The organism is Marcopretia estuarina LEGE 06307, assembly GCF_056633115.1.
The window spans coordinates 221,177-241,268 of record NZ_JBSJOY010000001.1 but is presented as its reverse complement, the minus strand read 5'-3'; the positions used below and the strand labels follow the sequence as shown (position 1 = coordinate 241,268).

Genomic DNA, 20,092 nt, shown 5'->3' with positions numbered 1-20,092 from the left:
CAAGAACAGTGCGTCAATAAGAGAATGACTGCTGACACATAGATCTTAGTCGACTGAAGAGAAAGCAATCAGAAAGACCAGAGGTGATGCGAAGCTATAGAAACAAAAGGCCTTCTGACGTGATTGGGTACGGAAAGAAGGGACACAAAGACTTGGGCAACGAATCGGAGAAATCAAAAGACTACAGGGAGAGCAACATTCGAAGTTCAATGCGAAAGGTGCTGAAGACTGAAGACTACGACAAAGAAGATAGACCCGCTATTCAGGTAGCCTATGAGCCTGAGGATAAAGACAGAAGGAGAGTCACCACAATAGAGCGAAAGGAAGGGGAGGGGGGGGGTAGACAGAAAGCCTAATCAATCATGCTTGGAGAATGGGTCATTTCTGCATAGGAAAGGCAAAGAAGAGGAGTACCATCCTCCGAAGTAATAAGTCCTTCATAATAGGCTTTGCTAGTAACAGCGTTGACCTCTACAATGCGTCCGGTAGCTAAATACTGCTTGCCGTGGACAGGAGCAGCATAAACATCGACAACAAGGCGATTAGGCAGAGCACTAGTTTGGTAGAGATCACGGAGTATGATGAGACCCATCTGAAGAAGTCCATCAAGCAGAGATGGATCAAGAAAACCTTCGGCAGCGGAATCTACGCCTAGTAGCCCACGGGTACCATGAGACTGCAAAGTGGAGACAATCACCTCAGTATCTTGGAAGATCAAGGAGGTACCACTAATGACAGTCATCACACCGTCATGGAACAGATACCTATCATAGGCATCCCTCTGACTGACACTGAGAGGAGGTTGGCCATCATTGCTGGACCTGGATAGAGAGGATAAAAGCTTGCTACAAATGTCTGGATGAGGTACTTGTTCTACTTGAGTTCGGTAAGAAGAGCGCTTTGAACGATGATCCCTTAAGCTGCAGGTGAAAGGTTGATTATCTGCGACATCGGCTTCAAAGAGAAGCTGGCGAGGAGTAAAGTCACTGAAGACGATTCCTGAGAGAACGTCAGTGGTGACACGCAAGGCAGAACGACCTAAAGAGAGAGCACTCGACCCAAGGTGGCGCTGATAAGCTTCAAGGGCAAATGTACAGGAAGACGCAGCAGGCAGAACAGGTTGCCCGAACTTTCGATGGGAGGATATATAAGGAAGACTGTGAGGATCAAGATAGAACTTATAAGTCTCCTTGAGCTGTCCATGCTCTGTAGATGATGTGGTCGAAACAGAATGCTGTCCCAAGAATGGGTATGACTCAGAAAGGCGCTGTATGTCAAAGTTGGATTGGGTAAACTTAGTAGAGTCATACAAGCCTGATGTAACCTCAAGGGGAAGCTCAGACTGATTGGTCAAGATTGATACAACACTTTGTGCGCCAACGTCAAGAGGAATGGGAATGATGCCGCGATCGGCAAAAGCATCATTAACTTCTTGAGTCGCCATGCCCGATGAAGCCCATGGTCCCCAATTGAATGAAGTAACCTTGAGCCCAGGGTGAAGGAGAGCAGAGAGCCAGCTACCTGCGTTTAGAAGTTCATTGGCAGCAGAATAGTCAGCTTGACCATAGTTGCCAGTCTTGCCAGCAATCGATGCGTAGTTCACTACGTTAGCGACTGGATGCTCTTCTAACACTTGAAAAGCAAGCTTCAGCGAATTCATCTTTGTTGACAGGACACGGTTAAAACTATCAGGCTTCTTCTTGCTAACCAATGAGTCTTCAATAATACCGGCTACATTAATGATAGTATCGACCCTCAAGCCCTTGGCGTTAAGTTCAGAAATAACCGACGCATGAGAATTGGAGTCAAGCAGGTCTACTTTGATATAGATAACTGATGCATAGAGATCGGACAGTCTATCAAGGTTTGCAATAGCTTCAACAGAAGAAGAAATCCTCCTCACTTCCTTTTCAATGGAGGCTGGAGTAAAGGCCTCACCTGAGTCTTTATGCATCTTGATCAGTTCAGACCTGATCTGAGGGACGGAACTACCGGGAGAATACCATTGGGGAAGATTAATATCAGATCTACCAGTTACTACAAGGGAAGCATTCCTTGATCCAAGCTGCTCTAAGACAGGAACTGCGATACCACGAGCACCACCAATCGCCAAGATGCAAGAAGGTAAAGATACGGGGGGTAAGGTAGCTTCCGAAGTAGTGATGGAAGGTTGGCAAGGAATCATCGTATGAACATGCAGCCCTTCTTCGTTGATTGAGTACTCCTTCTCAGGCTCATCAAGTGACAGGATGAAGTCGAGATAGGATTGGGTGCTATCTGAGAGAAGGACTGAATCAGAAACATCAACTACGGTTGTTTTGACGGATGGAAATTCGGACGTAATTGACTTAAGCATTCCAGACAGAGCCGAAACATAGGTCAGGAAGAAGGTTGGGGAGCCAGATGGAGCGTTGCTCGCAGATCGCCTGCCAAAGTCACCTTGGCCATGATGGAGCAATACCAGGCGATAATCATTGCCAGGAATGGGGAAGGAAGAGAGAAGATTCCGGATATTGTCAAATGCTGTCCACAAAGAAGAAACAGCATTGGATGGCTCAAAGTCAACAAGACTGGTCAGCTTCTGTCCAAAGTGATCAAGGTGCAATATGATAGTAGAATCAGTAGAAGAGTCCACATTCGTGGCACTTTCGGGAATCTTCTGATCGCCTCCAATGGAAACAGGAAGAGACTGATCTGGAGATGTAACTGAATAATTGAATGCTGAAACGTGTCTTGAGTTGGCGAATAGGTTTGAATAGAAGTCACGCTTTGAGTCAGGGACTAAGACAATGAACTGTCGGTCAGCCCTCTCAAGACATTGTCCAGACCTAGAGCAAGCTAGTCGGAAGGAAGTGCTTTCAAAATGGGAAAGACGAAGCTGTGAGGGTTCGTCCTTCCCGCCAACTACTTTCCCGGCTGGGTAGCCTCTGCTTCGGCAACAGTGTTAATGCTTCCGTCCAGGATTGCTGCAATGTGGCCAGCTACCTCCCGGAGTGTTCTCAGATCTCTAGTCCCGGTTTGAATGCTCTGAAGAGCCTCAGGAGATACGTTTGGCAAGGTAGCCAACAGACCTCCCATCACCTCAATTCTCTTGATGGAGTCGATGCCAAGATCAGACTCTAGATCCTGATCAGGATCAAGCAACTCAACTGGGTAGCCGCTCTTCTCTGATAGCAGGGAGGTTAGTTGAAGCAAAATGGAGGATGCATCAGTGGCGCCTGGTACCTGCTTGGGCTCAGTGGTGGTCGCTCCATGGCCATTCGAAGGCGGTACCGGTGGGGTATCGACATGCAAACCATTGAGTGGGGCTTGTACAGCTTTGGTGGGGGTAGCTGCATGAGCGTGGCCAATATCTCCGTTGCCACTAGGAGGTGAAACGGTGGCAAGCGCCTGAACTGGCTGCTGAAGAATCGTGGAAGAAGAGGGTTGAGAGATGCTTTGAACAGGGGGTGAAAATGCTGATGTGATGGTTTCGGGAGGAGCTGCCAATCCAACCACTTGCTGCTGTGTATATATCGTCTCTGTGCTATCCAACGAAGCTACACCATGGGAAGAATTAGAAAGGAATGCAGAAAAGACTTGGGTCTGGGAATTGATCATCATACGCAGAGTTTCGTGATAAGTCCGAAACGCTTCTAAGCGAAGATTGCTGATCTGGCTCGACTGGTTGGGTTGGTTCATTGGGGTTAACTGCGGTTGAGAAGGAGACGGTTGGATAGATGTTAGCAGGACTGGCTCTGCTAAATCTGCATGCAATATGGCTTCATCGCTGCGACTGACGTTCCCTGACAGAGCTTGATGAACCTTGTGCTGGATATTCTGTTGTATCTTATGCTGGGATTTCCAAGCATGGGCACCATTAATAAAATAGCTAAATCCTGGCTTCGTGGCAGCATTGCCAGAAGCTTGGCTTGTGAGTGGTACAGCAGGAACCTGTAGCATTTCGCTTAGTTTGAACCAATTAAGGGTGACCCCGTGGCTTGCTATCCGCATAATGGAAGCCAGAAAGTCCTCCGTTCCACGAGGTCCATCAAGGGAGACGGCGATAGAATCTGAAGAGCCGAGTGATGATCGTACAAGCTTCGATAGGACTTTCTTAGGCCCAACTTCAATGAAGAAGGTTGATCCAAGAGCCTCAGCCTGCCTAACCGACTCTATGAAGTCGACTCCTGAAACCATATGGGAGGCGAGCAAGTGGCTGATAGTCTGCTCAGAAACAGGACCAGATTGTGGTGACGTGCTCAGAATTGACTGACTGGAATTCGAGTTCCCTGCAGAAAAGCTGAATGAGTTGAGAGTAGTCTTAAAGGATTCATTGCAATCCTGCATAAACATTGAATGGAACGGATATAATGTCTGCATTCTCTGTGTAGATATACCATCCTGTAGGCACGCCTGTTCGATGATGTCCAAATCAGCCAACTGACCTGACAAAACAACTTGCGTTGGTGAATTAATATTTGCCAGTGTCAATGATGACTTGGCTGCCTTAAGAAGTAAGTCGTTAGCCTGTTGAGGAGAGCAGAAGAGTATCAACATGCCATATCCGGAATCAACAAATCCGTTGATGGCCTTCCCTCGACTTTGCAGAAGGGTTACTAAATCGCTCGCACTTAGCCACCCTGTCGCGTACAGACTGACAAAGTCACCAAGGCTATGGCCAAGGCCAAGGGACCAAGGTACCTCGAGGAATGAAAGAATCTCTAGATAAGCAACCTCGGTGATCGCAAGCAGGGACTGCTTGATATCAGCAGTAAGACCCGTGCCGGGCTCAGAGTTGCCGAAAAGGTACTTCGCAAGAACGTCGTGTCTTGAACGGGATTCTGGAAATAGGGTCAGCAGTAGCTCGTGGGTTTGGAGAGACGATGCAGACAGGCATGTTGACCCCATTCCGGGGTAATCAGATCCTTGCCCAGGGAAAAGTAGCGCAGTCTGCTCAGCAGTCTTATAGTCAATCTGCAACCCTGCTGATGAAGATTGAAGTACAAGCCAGTCGCGCATCGTGCTGGTGTAGTCAAGCCGTCCTTCAAGGACGGATAGAGCATCTTCAAGCTTGTCACCAATATCAGAGCGAGACTGATCAAAAAGAAGAATAAGGAAGTCTCCAGTAGCATCACGTGGGTGAGCAGATACATCCTGGCTTTTAATTGTGTCAGCTACCAGATGATTGACTGATGTGGTGTAGCCATTAAGAGCGCATTCGTGTTCAATCAGACGTGCGTGCTTCAAGGCCGTTCGGATACATTCCGAAAGGCTTCCACGCTCAGGAGTGAAGTACAGCAGTCTAAAACTGGTCGCGAGTCTGGGTGCTAGGTCCGTGCAAGGTCTGTCCGCCAAACGCTTGGGAATATACTCTTGCAGAACAACATGGAAGTTAGTACCACCAAATCCGAATGCGCTGACACCAGCAGTCCGAGGGCCAAGGCAATCTGACTGCAGCCAGGGAAAGGTGCCGGCTGGAAGGTAGACAGTATTAGAAGAACTAACTTCATCAATAGGCTCTTCCATTCTACTGTGCAATGGAATAGACTGATGCTTCAGGGCTAGCGTAGCCTTCAGAAGTCCAGCCAAACCAGCCGTACTCTTCGTATGACCAATCAGTGTTTTCACTGATCCAACCGCACAATGGGTGGTTGAATTGTTCTGGGTTTCCAGGAATGTGGTCAAAGCCCGGATTTCAGATCGGTCACCAACAGGTGTGCCAGTTCCATGAGCCTCATAATACCCAAGCATGGCTGGATTCACGCCAGCATCTGTATAGGCTCGAGCAAACGCCTGAACCTGTCCGTGATGTGACGGTGCCGTCATGGTTCGGCCTCGACCATCACTTGAGCTACCAATTCCTTTGATCACAGCCAGGATTGAATCTCCAGAGGCTTCAGCATCTTCAAGCCGTTTGAGGACAAGGATACCTGCACCTTCGCCAAGCACAATTCCGTCAGCACTTTTGGTAAACGACTTTGCTTCACCAGTAGGAGAAAGCGCTTGAGTTTCTGAAAAGCAGAAAAACGCAAAAGGTGACTGTAGTGTATCGATAGCGCCAACTACAGCCATATTGGCGTCACCCTGTCTAAGCTTATGAACAGCAAGGTCCAAGGCGGCAAGTGAGGATGCGCAGGCTGCATCAATGGTGCAGTTGGTCCCACCGAGATTGAATCTGTTGGCAACTCTTCCAGCGGATACATTAGGAAGAATTCCAGCAAAACTATCACTCGTCCAGGTTGGTAACATATCCTCGACATTGTGCTGACGACTCAAGAGAGGAGCCAACTCAGCTTGCATGACATAAGCTTGACCAAGTTCTCCTAAACCGCCGCTGAAACCAAGAACAACGCATGTAGATTCACGATCATACAGACAGTCCTCTGGATAGCCTGCATTCTGAAGTGCCTCTTTGACACATACAAGGGCTAAAAGCTGGGCTGGGTCAATTGAAGAGAGAGACTGTGGAGGAAGTCCAAACTCAATCGGATTAAATTGGACAGCATCAAGAAAAGCACCCCACTTGGAATGGATTTTATTCGTCTCCTTCGGATCAGCTGAATAGAAGTCAGTGATAGACCAGCGGTCCTCAGGGATCTCTTTAATCTGGTTCCTGGCTTGTAGAACTAAGTTCCAGAATTGTTCAGGGTCATTGGCACCTGGTAGCTTGCAAGACATCCCAATGATTGCAATGTCGTGCTGTCCTCTGTATTCACTGACAACACCAGCTGGCTGCGTCCTCTCAGAGATATCTTGCTGAGCTCGTCTGGCAGGGGTCTCCAAACCATTACGAATAGCTTCATGTAGATGATGAATCGTTGTCTGATCATTGATCAGGCATACGGCTTCTCCCAACATGTACATTCCCAGTTGAAGTTGGTCATCTTCGGTAACGGCAACCAACCCCCCCTCTCCTCGTTGAAGCCCCTTGGACGCCAATCTCAGACGTCCGAGAATGAGTTGATCTAACTTGCTGGATATTTCACGAACAGGGACCTGAGCTTTGACGAGCTCATCTCGCATAGAATTGAACTCGCGGGAAAATGCTGTGTCGGCGCATCTACTTTGATGACCGGGAGAGGTCTCAAGAAAGACAGTGTTGGAGCATTGGAGTGAAACCTCTTGGTATGTACGGGTAATGGCCCTATCTTCAACAATTTCTCGCGTAGCAAGATAGGCCGAACCAACGAGTAAGCCACATGTCGCACCTGTCTTGACTAGATCCTCAACCATGTAGGCAGCAAAAGCAGCCGAAGCCTCATCATGGATACCTCCAGCTAGAACCAGACATACGTCTCGGCTCACAGCTTTGCTTTGGCCTAGAACAACTCTGATTGACCTCTCCCACAGATTCAGAGAACTAAGTGGACCGATATGTCCTCCGCATTCGCGTCCTTCAAGGATGAAGTCTCTCCAACCTTCCTTGATAAATAGATCAAGCAGTTCTGGAGTTGGAGCATGAATAAACACCCTTAGATGCTCGGATGCTATTTCCTTAGCCTGAGCAGGAGTTCCACCGGCAAGTATACAGAAGCTTGCCATTGAACGCTTCAGAACTGAGATCTGTGACTTTAAATGAGTTGAGTCAATGAACCCAAGTAAGCCAACACCCCAAGGAAGGTCCGGTATCAGGTCTGCCGTCTGTATAAGGATCTTCTCAAGTGCTTCTGCAGTAAGCATCGCCGCAGCGATGGTAGGCAAGGCACCTCCTCGCGCAACACTTGCCGCAAACTCAGCCGTGTCACTAACCCGTGACATTGGGCCTTGAATGATTGGATACTTAACACCAAACTGCGTTGCAATTGTGTTGGGGTGGCTTGTAGCCGAAGTAGAATTAACCTTAACAGAACGGTATGCTGAAATGAGTCTGCCGAGAGTTCGATACTGTTGCGAGAAGTCCTTGGCAAGATCAATACCCTCACCGACAGGAAAGATCCAGTCGGAACTCCATGTGGCTAGTTCATTAAGCTGAGGGACATCAATTGTGCTGCCGAAGAGGTAGCCAGGAGAATCTTTACCTGGAAGACAAATGCACCTCACATCCAAGGATGGATCTGTCCCTGAACGTAGGACGATGGATTGCCTTCCGTTGACTCGATTGAGAAGCTGTCTGTTGCGAGGTGGAAGATACGAATCCTGAAGAAGCAGAGTTTGCTCATCTAGTAATATAGAGAATATCCCCTGACTATTCAGGGCAGAAAAAGAAAGAAGGCCAATGGGGCCTGATACGATGATCCTACAGTTGTCAAGTGAACTGATAGCCTTTTGGAATAGAATATACTGCGAGTCGCTCCCGCATAGACCTCCGGATTCATAGCCTTCAATCAGAACAAGTCTGTTTTCAGCCTCACCCCAAGGTGACGCCGAAAACTGATCGACTTCCAAGATGGAACCGAGTCTTGCGACGGGTTGCAAGCTCTTTAGCGAATCAAGCTGGTCATGAGTGACTTTGCTCCAAGGAATGATGACACGCGGCGATTGAGCGGCGTTCGATTGTTGGCCTTCTACTAGCGAAAGTATGGACTGTGCAACGGAAAAGTCTCTGCAAGAGACGAATGAAATGCGGGATATCAGAAGTGAAAGTCCTTGATTCCAAAGCTCTTCTATATGATCTTCAAATCCAAAGGTATCCAAACAGAGTGTTGCACCAGCAGCCAATACACGCTCCGATGACCTAACCCAGTCTCCAAAGGGGCGAACCGTCACCAAAACCTGATTGGTGGTATTCATTACCTTGAGCACACCTGATCACATATTAACCCATAAGTCAAAATGTGCGACGTTTTTCGATCGGGTAGGCCACCATGCGGAGTTGCACACATAGACCCGCCGAGTCAAGGCTGGAGGCCCCTTTGTGCTTAGCCGGTGAAATTGACATAATGTATCACAGGGCACTAAGGAAATATTGATGACATGTTATAGAGTATTAGTTGTAGGCAGTAAGTCACCGAAAGAGAAGAGTTTGCGCCATAGCTATGCAGACAAAGCAGGTTAGGTGCGTGTTCTTGATGCAGTCGTTGGAACACAGCCTGATACGTGTCGAGAATCAGATATAATCCTGTGATGATCATGACGACAATAGTATTAATCCGCAAAAGACCAGGAATGTAGTGGGATCCATATCAGCGCAGAATATGTATAGCTGACAGTTCATACGGGAACAATTCTCTCAACACATAGATAGAAGGCCGCCGAATAGATGTATTGGTGTATAAAACATCCTGTACTGTGTCAACCATTATGAATAGAAGTGGAGCTGGATTCAGTTTCTCTAGAGACGGGATAGAGACTTTTGAATCCTAGGGGGGGGGTAGACATTGCGTGGAGCTCACTCTAAAAGTGGCGAAGCTGAATAGTGACTTCATGTCAACCAACAGTGTCATACTGCAGAAGAACCGTTTCTTGTCCTCGCGGGCACACCAAGAGATGGTGCTTAATCTCTCGCCATTGCGGTCTAGAAAGATGTTGGCATAGCAAACACGAATGCCTTACTGGCTTATGCTGGGCGATTCAGACTGCTGGCAGCGATTTCTTCTATGGATTAAACGGAAACAAGCAGAGGCGATGATTGATGCACTCCCTCTATCTGACAGAGCGATCATCCGGAAATCCAGAGAGAACTCCACATCAGAGCCTCTGAAAAAACATCCTGATGGTGAGTGCTTGGTGTGCCTTCTGGTATAGCCACAAGGCTAGGTCTACCCTAAGGTGGATCGATAAGGCTACTAATTCCACGCATCCGGTGACTTACGCGCCATCAAATGAGACGCGTCTGAGACTCACCGGATCACACCCAATTGGCAAGGCGGCGTTGGCCAGATAATCCATCATCCAGACAGTTCGACTGTAGGCATGCTCTAGCTCATTCGTATCGATCTTGGCCATGGAACCACAGCGTTGCGTTGCACCCAGGTGTCGGCAAGAGCAACTCGTGGATCAACTCTTGAAGGGCGTCTCACTCTGGTGGGAGACGCTGAGCCGCGTGTGGTCGTGAATGATGGATGTCGAAGTTCGTTGTCATCACGGCAACTTTAGTCAGTTCTGTGAGCGTTTGCACTCAGTCTGGAGCTGGCCGTAGCCGTCAGGGAGAGGAGAAGCAGTGATGTTCGTCAAATTCATTGCAAAGTCGGTAGTGCCATCCTTGGACTCTGTCTGTTTCGTCCCCAAGCACAGATCACTGGCGCCCACGAACAGATGCTTAATCCACTAACTCAAATGGATGGGATGTACAGAAGGTCAGTATATCGGTCGTCGGGGAAGAAGGCTGGCGTGACAACTGGCAATTCAAATAGTTGCTGAGTGTTGAAGTCGTTGTGAGTTGATAGGAAAAGCGTGGTCTATGAGCAAATCGTCAATCATACTCTGTTCAATTCTTGAATACTCGCACGCTTGGCGTGGAAGATTGTATTGGGTTTGACTGAAGACTAGTGTTCAGCCATCATTCTCCTAATGGGTAGCATGGCAGTAGATTCCATGGAGCAGATGAACCGACTGGACAGAAAGCCTGTGGCGCGTTCCGTGGATTCCATGTTAAGCTCAAGCAGCGTTTTCCAGACAATGCTACAAGAAGTTATAAAGGTCATTGGTGATTATTCAGAGAACAACGACATCTTCTATGATGATCCTCTCTCTGCAGATACCCAGCTTATAGCCGATCTTGGGCTAACTTCAGTCGACTTTGTATCGATCTTTCAGAAGTGTCAGTCACTTAGTCCGGACAGGCTATCATTCATTGAATTAGTCATGCCCGTAGAAGGGCAATATGTTTCAGACTTGAGCATCGGAGAACTTAGCGAGTATATAATCAAGCAGTCTGCTTCGATTGGCCCAACAAGTACCAAAAGCTCCGCTGGTAGCCAAGGTCAGCAACCGAAGGATGTTGAAGACAGCAAATACAAACGCTCCCCATTCAGCTCCATACAATTTGAGGAGTTCAAGTCCTTAATCCAGACGCCAACATTTTCAGCCGATAATACCATCGACACGAGCTACAAACTTGTGTTTATTCTTTCTTCTCCACGATCAGGGTCGACTCTGCTGCAAAGGATGCTAGATCAGCATCCAGAAATTGAATCTCCAGAAGAATTGCATCTGCTCCATTATGATACATACGCACAGCGCCAGACAGCTCTAAGCCATGCAGAGACGAAGCATTTGCTGGGAGGAACTGTCCGCCTTCGTGCCAAGGTCAATGGAATCAGCTTTGAAGATTCAGCTCGACTTGAGGGCGAACTAGTTGAGAGTGAAACGCCTGTTATCAGCTTTTTCAAGGAAATAGAAGACCATTTTTCAAAAGAGTACCTTGTAGACAAGACCCCTTCTTATGCATACAGCAGACATACGTTAGAACGTATTACAGCACAGTTTCCTGATGCTAAGTTCATCTATCTTGTTCGTCACCCATCGGCAGTGGTGAAGTCACTTGTTGACTCACAGCTCCAGGAAATCATTCCATTTGCACGCCGCTACACCGGCGATACATCAGCGATTCCAGAGATGATTTGGGCTCTGTGCCATGAAAATATTCAATCAGTCTTGAAGGACATTGACAATAGTCGCATCCATTACCTCAACTATGAAGACCTTGTCACGAGTCCTGATAAGTCTATGGACGAATTGCTTTCATTTTTAGGCCTACCATTCTACGCCAGCTGTGCTAATCCTTATAGCGCAGAACAGAGTATGCAGATTGAAACAAATGAATTCGCAGGTGACCTCAAGTTTTTCCTGGAAAACAGAATCGTAGATAATCGTGCGGATATCTGGAAGTCGTTTCCAGCTCTACATTCGTTGTCAGAGATTAGTGTAGGTCTCATGGGTAATATCCCAGGCTATGAGGTGCAACAGTGACAGTAGCCTTACACAATCGGATCAATCCAGTTCCTGTATGCGCCAATGGCTTTGGGGATCAATACAATGCCTATGCGTATTCGGCGGCGGTCTTCAAGGGTTCAATGTACATTGGCACAGGACGTGCCAATCTTGTCTTTCTTCGTTTTGGGATGCCAAATGTCCACATAGATATGTGGCCGGTTCCAATTGAATACAAGAATTACGAGCAAGCATTTGAGAACGATGTTTCTGCAGCAGAGATTTGGCGTTTTAGCCCGAATTCATCGACCCCGAAACGTGTCCATCAAGCTGATTGGTATCAACTTGAAAATGGAATCTCATTCAGACGCCACTACGGTTATCGTAGCATGTGTACCTATAGAGATGGATCTAGAGATATAGCTCTGTATGTCGCATCCACATCCCGGTCGAGAGGGGATGGTCCTGATCTCATGGTGAGCTACGACGGAAAAAGCTTTTCAAGACTACCAAAGCCAAGCATCATTTCAGAGTTTTCTTCAAACGAGATCACGCTCACATCGATTAGATCACTGCTTCAGTATGAAGAGCTCTTGGTCACAACCATTACAGGGGCATCCAACGGTAACGTGAACGGGGCTGGGATCACTACGATCTTCGCTACAGATGACCCAACTTCTGGACAATGGCATTCAATCAACGGCAAGGGTCTAGGTACCTTTCCAGAGGTTGTCGTGGTATACGAACTCTGCATCCATCAGGGATTACTCTATGCTGGAACAGGAGGAATCAATGGTTTTCAACTATGGAGGGGCAGGCGTTCAGGTAAATATGAATTCACTTGGGAGTTAGTGGTTAAGGATGGCGGTGGAAGAGGCGCGTTGAATCAGGGGATTATCTCATTATGCAGTCATCGCGACTACTTATACATTGGAACTGGGATTCAGAATGGTGGACACGATCGAACCAACAATGTCGGGCCAGCCGCAGCAGAGGTATTGCGACTTGCTCCAAACGATGAGCTAGAGCTAGTTTGTGCCAACCCACGTGATGGCTTGTTGCCACTCAGCGGAAGAGGGCCAGGCTTCGGCAACTATTTTAACGCCTACATCTGGAAGATTGTGAGCATAGATGATCGACTGCTTCTGGGAACAATGGATTGGTCGGTATTTGGTCTATGGGCAATAAGGGAGGAACGCAAGACTAGATTTGGTAGACTTCTTGATTGGGAATCTATGCAGGTGTTCCTTTCCTCATACGGAGGGGCAGAGCTTTGGTCTTCTGAAGATGGAGTGGACTGGAACTGCATAACTCACAATGGGTTCAACAATATCTACAACTTTGGAATCAGGAACATCGTAAAATGGAATGGTCATACATATGTATGCACTGCAAATCCATTTGGACCAAAGGTTCTAACAAGAACATCGGATACAGATCCAGGTCAATACGAGCATAATCCAAAGGGTGGCTGTCAGATCATTGCACTATAGATCTGTAGAGTTACTGGCAGTGGGGTGACTATCTGGAATGGAATCATTGGCATTGTGAGGCCACGTCAATCAGCAAGTGGCCTACAATACTGAAGTAGAAGTAAACGTAGTCGGTTCTAATGAATGACGCTAGAAGTCACTTCGACTGGGAATTCGGTGTGCTAGCGAAACCACCGAGTTTCTTCGCTGCAATAGGTCCACTTGGAAGCAGCTTCTCAAAGTTTGAAAACAACTTCATCGCCGCCGACGTAAGAGACAACTGCCTCTCGGCTTCTTTAATGGAGATTTCATTTAGGTGGTCAATATCTTCATCAGATATTTGATGGAACTTGTTAGGCAAGAGATTGAGTTGCCGAACCATTTCGATGTGGAATGATTGGTCCTCAGCCCCTTCGTGCGTCTCCATGCAGAGTAGTCAGACTTCAACTGTGATCCTACTGCACTTTCCAGCTCACACGGCAAACTGGCCGAATGCACTTCAATAAATGGCTCCATTAAACTGAAGCCATCAGAAGATGAGGCTTATATTGACAATTCAGCCGTATAGAAATGGGGTGACTGTGCAGAGGGAGCTAGTTGCATGGCTCAATGAGAAGGTCAGAGTTGGAGACAAACAGTCGATGCCACCACAAGGTGGTTCGTGCGGGCAGATAACTGGACATGTGCTTGCACGGGTTCATACGAATAGACAACCACTTATTTTAGGATAAGAAGATTGTCAATAGTAGAAGACTTTCTAGCTGGGCTTAGCAGCATGACCGGTGAGAGTCTGCGTGGCACCTCCACCTTCGCACTTCGGAAGTCTGGGGTCTGAACTGGATATGAGCGATAGCAGAGTGAGCGCTTGTTGAGCATTCATTGACACCGACACATCCGCCGGCATAATACTCGTATGTGTGTAGACTGAGACGGATTGAAGCTAGGATCACGATTCGGGTGCAGCCCAGTTCAGCCATCGGAATGATCACGTAGACACCTCGGATTCTGCCCATGAAGCCCCCTAGGCAGGGGTAGGGTAGCTTGGATATCATCTGTAACTTGATCTGGCCCCAATGACATCCCTACAGGCGAAGTAACTGCATGAGATTAAGACCTTGGAAATGCTTGGTCCGCATTAAAGAACTACTCTTGGCTAGCCCTGGTTCGAGTTCAGATAGAAAACGCCTTTCTGACGTGTCAGTTCGGTCACATAGCGACATATGCTATGCTCCGATGCTAAGCGCAGTTCATGATGCAAGGGTAACGCTTGATGCGTATCAACTAGTATCAAGCCCTGCCAAGGGCACGGTTATATTTCTGCATGGGGGAGGCCTTAGAAAAGGATCAAAGCGTCATATTGCGGGAAAGGATCTATTCTTCAATAGCTTGGGCTTTAACTTCCTTTCCTGTAACTACCCCTTAGTTGCGCAATGTACCGACTCTGTCATTGATGAGCAGTTGCTTGCTCTGAAGTCGTTGGACCAATGGGTGAAGACTGAGCTAAAGCTCCTATGTCCGGTCAATGACGATGCACCTATTGTGTATTTTGGGCATTCAGCTGGCTCCTATTTGATTGCACTAGGCCTATCCAAGGGGCTCTTTCTCAATCAACACTCATCCTTTATTCTTATAGACTCTGCAGCTTATGACTTGTCAAAGCGCTATAGTGCTGCGAGGCCAAATGTAAAGCAGGAGATCGAACGCTTAGTTGGCTATCGAACGAACGACAGAAATAACCTTGAAAGTCTGATCAGGACCTATTCGCCCGTGGATAACATGGCGAGTATGCCGGTGGACTTGACAAGAATCAATGGTGGATGGGCGTATTTGGCCACGACGATGAAGCGTTTTAGCCGTGAGAGTTCACTGGTTCTGGCCTCCCTGCTTAGGCAAAAGCTGAAGATGGAAGCTACGGTAAAGTCATACCCATTTGGCCATACAGATATATCACGAGAAATTGCAGATCCCAACAGCCAGATTGGGAGGGATCTCACCATTCTATTGAGCAAAGCACTTGATGCTGATGCACCATCAGCAGTTGATAAGATTCACTGACAATGTGTCATGGTGATGGAAAAGACTCCACCTGTCTTCACACATGGGCTACGTTTAGTAATTCCTCTATATGAGTTACAGCAACCGCACATCTCAACCTTCCTGGAGGTGGTGATGGGCCAACGTCCAGCAACGTTGACGGCTCTCCATCCCGGCCACTTTGTCCACCATGGGGCTTGATGGAGCAGAAGTTCCGTCATTACAGAGAGCGCGTCTCGCCGCAGGCTTGTGCGTAGCAACAGGCTGAGGTCAGGAGGCTGATGAGCTAGCGCATCCCCAGAACGTGGCCCAGACCCCCGCAGAACTGGGCGTTCACGTGGTCAGCTTCGACAAGACAACGTGGAGGAAGGCCTGGCGCCTGCAAGGAGAGGTGGCCATGGCAGCCCAGAAGGTGCTTGAAGGCTGCACAACCACTAACAAACTAACGGTGGTGCTGGAAACCGCTGGGGTGCACCCGCAAAGCTTCTGGGTAGACGTACGCCGCTGGGCTCCGTGCCTAGGAACCAGTAGGAAAACCAGCGGCTCAAGGCAGGGCGTAGCAGGATCTCAGGTGGAAGCAGAAGGCTCTAGCTGAAGCGGCAGCGCTGCTCAGCACCTCACTCAAGAATCAGGGCATGTGATGATCTTGATCACCAAAGAGGCCGCTAACGCAATCTGAACCATCGCTCCCTCGAAGGAGAGCAACAGGCAATTCAGTTGAACTGATGGCCCAAGTTGCCTATTCGCCAGTGCGAAAGAGGCCGACCAGAAGGTGATGTGGTTTCAGGACTTGTACAAGCAGCGGCATCGCAACAGCGGAAACAAGATCGGGATGCCACGCCAGCACAGGTGCGGTGATGCAATAGAAAACTCCACCGGGCTGCTGTCTCCCTTCAGGCGCACTACAGGGTTCCACGCCAGTGGTCACACTCAACGCGTGGGTTACTTCTATCAGGAATGGTGTGGATCGCGCGTTGCCGTTGGACATAACCGCCAAACCAGCTACCTTTACGATGGCTGCCTGGATGGAAGCAGTGCAGGCAAGACATGGATGCTGTCAGCAGGAAAGAGGCAGCCAGTAGTTACGTGTATCAGTTTGTAGCTAGTCGGGAGGAGATAGGAGCAAAAGATAACGCATGACACAAGTGATCACAACGATCGATGAGCTCACTATTTTCCACTAACTGCTCCCAATACTCTGGGACAAGGCTGCCTGGATTAGAACAGTGTGAGATACTAGCAGATGGATCGCCCCCCAAGGTGATATCCAACCACCACGACGACCTGCCCTGAATTGGCGAACTATAGTCAAGAGAGTTAACTGGAAGCAGGCTCGAAAGAGTTCGACTCATTGACAACCTCCATTTAGCATGGTCTTTATAAAACCTAGAAGAGGATGGCCCTGCCAGTGTTGGAACAAGCGATGAGTAGTCAGATCGCATGAAATGAGAGAAACGCTCGAAAGAGTAGCGACCAACGGATTCAGGGTGATTCAGGACACTGACAATGGTGTCCTTGTTAAGTCTGGCCTTGCATTCGAGTAGCTTCTCATTTATCCAACACCACATCACAAGTGGATCCATAGGAATGTCAGGATCTGACTGTCTAGCGATTGACCACCAAACCAGAAGTGAGTCTAAACCATGAATCGTACTCAGGATGGAAGATGCATAGAAGAATGGATCCCTGAAGATATAGATAAACTGTGAACGTGGGAAACTATCTTGAAGCTGCAACACTTCATCAGGGTACAGAGACAGACTGAATGAAGGATCGAAGATGCGACTTGTGGTCTTAGCTAGAAACCGTCCGTAGGTGTCGGAGAATGTATCCCTAGCATACATAGTACCAATGTCGTGGTACGCCGCTTCAAGCTGATAAGGTTCCAACCCACCATAAACAACACATGACAGGGCCCGAAGCAGACCATCATCAATACTATAAAGATCAAGGGGAGACTGAAGGGACTTTAACAGTTGAGGCATTCCCCTTAGTGGAAGATGCGTATGTGGAAGACCAATGTGCCCCAGTCTTTCAGTTTTCCTGCAGAAGGTTAGAGCACCACCTCTAGGGGCACTGATGACGAAGGTTAATCGCTGATAGTCCGAGGATGCAGCAAGGGAATGAGATGCATCTTTCACCACGTTGATGATGGGTGACATTGACTCTAAGGAAGAAGGGACCAAAGGTCTACATTGACAAATCTGGTAACTGGGGCCAAGAGATTGAATAGAATGCAGGTAAATCCTACGTCGATCTTGGCATACCCTTTCGAACCAATGAAGTTTGTAGGTAGGCTTTCCTCAAGCTGAATTTGAAGTTCAACATATTGAAGACCATCAATTTCAACAGTAGTAGGACTGATAGAGGACACTCTCCCCTTGAACTCCTCATTGGAAACCGAGTATAATCTTAGTATGCATGGAAGTGTAGTGCGTACTCGTGCACGGTCGTATTCGGGAATCAATACTATAGTCTGAGTCAATGGCTGAGCCTTTACTGTCACGATGGTTTCACCAGTAGTTACAGTTCTACCAAGCAGTGCCCTGGTGTTAGAACTAATCACTCCATCAAACGGCATTGTGACCACTAGCTTTGCTAATCGTGAGTCAATAGCTTCTAAGGCAATTTTACCGACTTTCAGGCTGCTCTCGGCAGCACTCAATTCATCCATTGCGTTGGAAAGCTGTTCCTCAGAATTTATATCTTGATCAATCTTCTGCTTGCGTCTAGCAACAATAACATCTGCATTCGCTGATTTTAGCTCACTCCTTGCACCCTCAAGTTCGCCTGTTAGAGCAGCTTGGGTGGATAGAAGATTTTGGAGCTGAAATTCACTTATCGCGCCAGACTTCGTCAATGATCTAAGCTTTTCGATTTGATCATCCTGTATTCTGATCTGATTCTCAAGAGCACGAACCCGAGATTGAGACTTTTGGACCATAGCTCTTGCACTTAAGAGCTCTTCGTTACGATTATCACCTTCAAGTTTGATGCTTCCTGTTTTAATGGAACGTATAAGAGACTTCCTAGTACGTATATCGGATTCCAACTTTGAAATAAGCTGAAGTTGTTGGCTTCGCTGTGTGCTGAGGGTTGGAGAAAAGAGTTCTAGAATCTTAGAGCCCTTGTCCAAAATGGCAGAAGATGGACCAACCTGGAAGATAGACCTTACTGTCGCAGCCTCAGTTGCACGAATGTCAAGTGCCTCACCTTCAGTTACGTTCGCTGATCCGGTCACAGATGCACTGAATGGAAACAGAAATATAACAACTAAAACGAACGGAAGGAAATACCTACTTTTAAAAGTATTGGTAATTCTATTATGAACTGAAACAGATGAAAGAGTTGAGCTGGAAACAACAATAGATTCTGTAGTTTGCGGCCCACTGGAACTTGGCAGCAATGCTGGACCATTGGTTGCTCGATTGATTGATCTGTCCGGCCTTCCCTCCACCCTCTTGTTGATTAGCTTGGTAAAAACCGTAAGGTAAAGAAAGCGAATAAGAAGAAGCGTTAGAGCTAGCCTGACGATCAGGGAAGTCCAGTGGCCTGCAAACGTTGGTATTTCGGCAGCAATGTTTGGAATTAGTATAAAGTATAGAATGCAAAGCTTGATAATAAAAGCCAGTAAAAGCGTGCAGAGGAACAGAATACTGTTGACATCTGAACGAGAGATAGAAATACTCTTAAAACGCCCATGAAAAAGATGAGAAAAGATAGTTAGAGTTCGTTTAGCCGATATCTTCAGATAATTCTTTGGCATGAGTCCAAAGAATTCCAAGAGCCTTCTGCCTGGAGTATTGCGTACAGGAATCAAAAGGATTATCATGCTAGCAAGAGAACCTTGTATGATTGCAACCAGTATATTTAGACGAGAAAACGGAGAGGAATCAGGTATTGGCGTATAAACATAAAGGAAGAGTATAGAGAGAATGACAAGATATGATCTAGTCAGAAGTGGCTGGGCGAGTAAAATGAGTTCTTCAAGTTTGCTTGCTGACTGCTTAATAGCTTTGGCGCTTTGCTCCTTCGCGAGCCTTGGCAAGAATCCCCACTTAAGCCTAAGATACAACTTTTGATCATCTATATTCATGGAGTATGTCGACAGGATCGACACCATAACACTTATCAGGTTAATTACAATTAACATGATAAATAGCCTTGACAGCCCAGTCAAAGGGTCTGATCTTTCGGCGATCAATACACCTAAAGGCTTGACCCCAAAATAAAAACTATGGATTGTGCCGATAAAGAGAAGAGCAACCAGGGGGAAAAGCCAAGCTTGAAGCCGGATCAGAACCCGGGGGGGCCTTAACAGCCCTCGAGACGTAATCCAGCCAAAGTTAACAAGCAAGATCTTTCGATCCTGGAGTTGGGATGGTGGCTGATGGAGATCATTCGCTGACCCATTCAGCTGATTTGAATGACCATTAAGTTCGCTGGCGTGCAGAACATTCGTGGAGACTTGTGCTGAAAGGGTTGGAGCTTCAACGGAAAGCAAGATTCCGTGAGTGCACAACCAGTTGAGATAGTCATCTCTAGTAATTCCAGCACGAGTTGCTCCAAAGAACTCTGAACACTTCTCAAATAAATCATCAAACAAGCCATCTCTTGAATTAAGATCAGAAATAGCTTCCCACTCAGAGGCTGATAACTTTAGCGAGGTTGTTCGGTCCCCAAAATACAATCGATACTGGCCTTCAACCAAAGGAGAAGTTCGTATCGAAGGATTAACACGATAATAGTTATTATCAACAACGATCATTGGAGTGGGAAGATGGGGAGGTATG

At 47.4% G+C, this 20,092-nt stretch carries 7 protein-coding genes; 3 read left to right on the top strand and 4 right to left on the bottom strand.

The features are described 5' to 3' along the window. Window positions 1–352: 352 nt before the first annotated feature. Window positions 353–2,635, bottom strand: coding sequence for an SDR family NAD(P)-dependent oxidoreductase (locus ACWJI3_RS01160; RefSeq protein WP_480202554.1), 2,283 nt, complete (start codon window positions 2,633–2,635; stop codon window positions 353–355). A gap of 269 nt (window positions 2,636–2,904) precedes the next feature. Then, a complete protein-coding gene (locus ACWJI3_RS01155; RefSeq protein WP_480202553.1) occupies window positions 2,905–8,712 on the bottom strand; it encodes a beta-ketoacyl synthase N-terminal-like domain-containing protein in 5,808 nt (1,935 codons plus the stop codon). A gap of 1,752 nt (window positions 8,713–10,464) precedes the next feature. Here ACWJI3_RS01155 and ACWJI3_RS01150 point away from each other — a divergent pair. After that, the gene (locus tag ACWJI3_RS01150) at window positions 10,465–11,832 is read left to right on the top strand and encodes a sulfotransferase family protein (protein WP_480202552.1); all 1,368 of its coding nucleotides are present in this window, start codon (window positions 10,465–10,467) and stop codon (window positions 11,830–11,832) included. A 434-nt stretch (window positions 11,833–12,266) separates the two neighbouring features. Further along, the gene (locus tag ACWJI3_RS01145) at window positions 12,267–13,286 is read left to right on the top strand and encodes a hypothetical protein (RefSeq protein ID WP_480202551.1); all 1,020 of its coding nucleotides are present in this window, start codon (window positions 12,267–12,269) and stop codon (window positions 13,284–13,286) included. 136 nt (window positions 13,287–13,422) lie between these two features. Here ACWJI3_RS01145 and ACWJI3_RS01140 read toward each other — a convergent pair whose 3' ends face one another. Beyond that, a complete protein-coding gene (locus ACWJI3_RS01140; RefSeq protein WP_094510877.1) occupies window positions 13,423–13,692 on the bottom strand; it encodes a hypothetical protein in 270 nt (89 codons plus the stop codon). A gap of 806 nt (window positions 13,693–14,498) precedes the next feature. Between ACWJI3_RS01140 and ACWJI3_RS01135 the strand changes: the two genes are divergently transcribed. Next, window positions 14,499–15,320, top strand: a complete 822-nt coding sequence (locus tag ACWJI3_RS01135; RefSeq protein ID WP_480202550.1) for an alpha/beta fold hydrolase — start codon at window positions 14,499–14,501, stop codon at window positions 15,318–15,320. A 2,146-nt stretch (window positions 15,321–17,466) separates the two neighbouring features. Here ACWJI3_RS01135 and ACWJI3_RS01130 read toward each other — a convergent pair. Further along, on the bottom strand, window positions 17,467–20,067 hold the full coding sequence (locus tag ACWJI3_RS01130; protein WP_480202549.1) for an HlyD family secretion protein: 2,601 nt from the start codon (window positions 20,065–20,067) through the stop codon (window positions 17,467–17,469). Window positions 20,068–20,092 lie beyond the last annotated feature (25 nt).

Bases quoted from the DNA above. Each gene is read 5' to 3' on its own strand.
- ACWJI3_RS01155 (WP_480202553.1), bottom strand. From the start codon at position 8,712: ATGAATACCACCAATCAGGTTTTGGTGACGGTTCGCCCCTTTGGAGAC.
- ACWJI3_RS01150 (WP_480202552.1), top strand. From the start codon at position 10,465: ATGAACCGACTGGACAGAAAGCCTGTGGCGCGTTCCGTGGATTCCATG.
- ACWJI3_RS01145 (WP_480202551.1), top strand. From the start codon at position 12,267: ATGGTGAGCTACGACGGAAAAAGCTTTTCAAGACTACCAAAGCCAAGC.
- ACWJI3_RS01140 (WP_094510877.1), bottom strand. From the start codon at position 13,692: ATGGAGACGCACGAAGGGGCTGAGGACCAATCATTCCACATCGAAATG.
- ACWJI3_RS01135 (WP_480202550.1), top strand. From the start codon at position 14,499: ATGCTAAGCGCAGTTCATGATGCAAGGGTAACGCTTGATGCGTATCAA.
- ACWJI3_RS01130 (WP_480202549.1), bottom strand. From the start codon at position 20,067: ATGATCGTTGTTGATAATAACTATTATCGTGTTAATCCTTCGATACGA.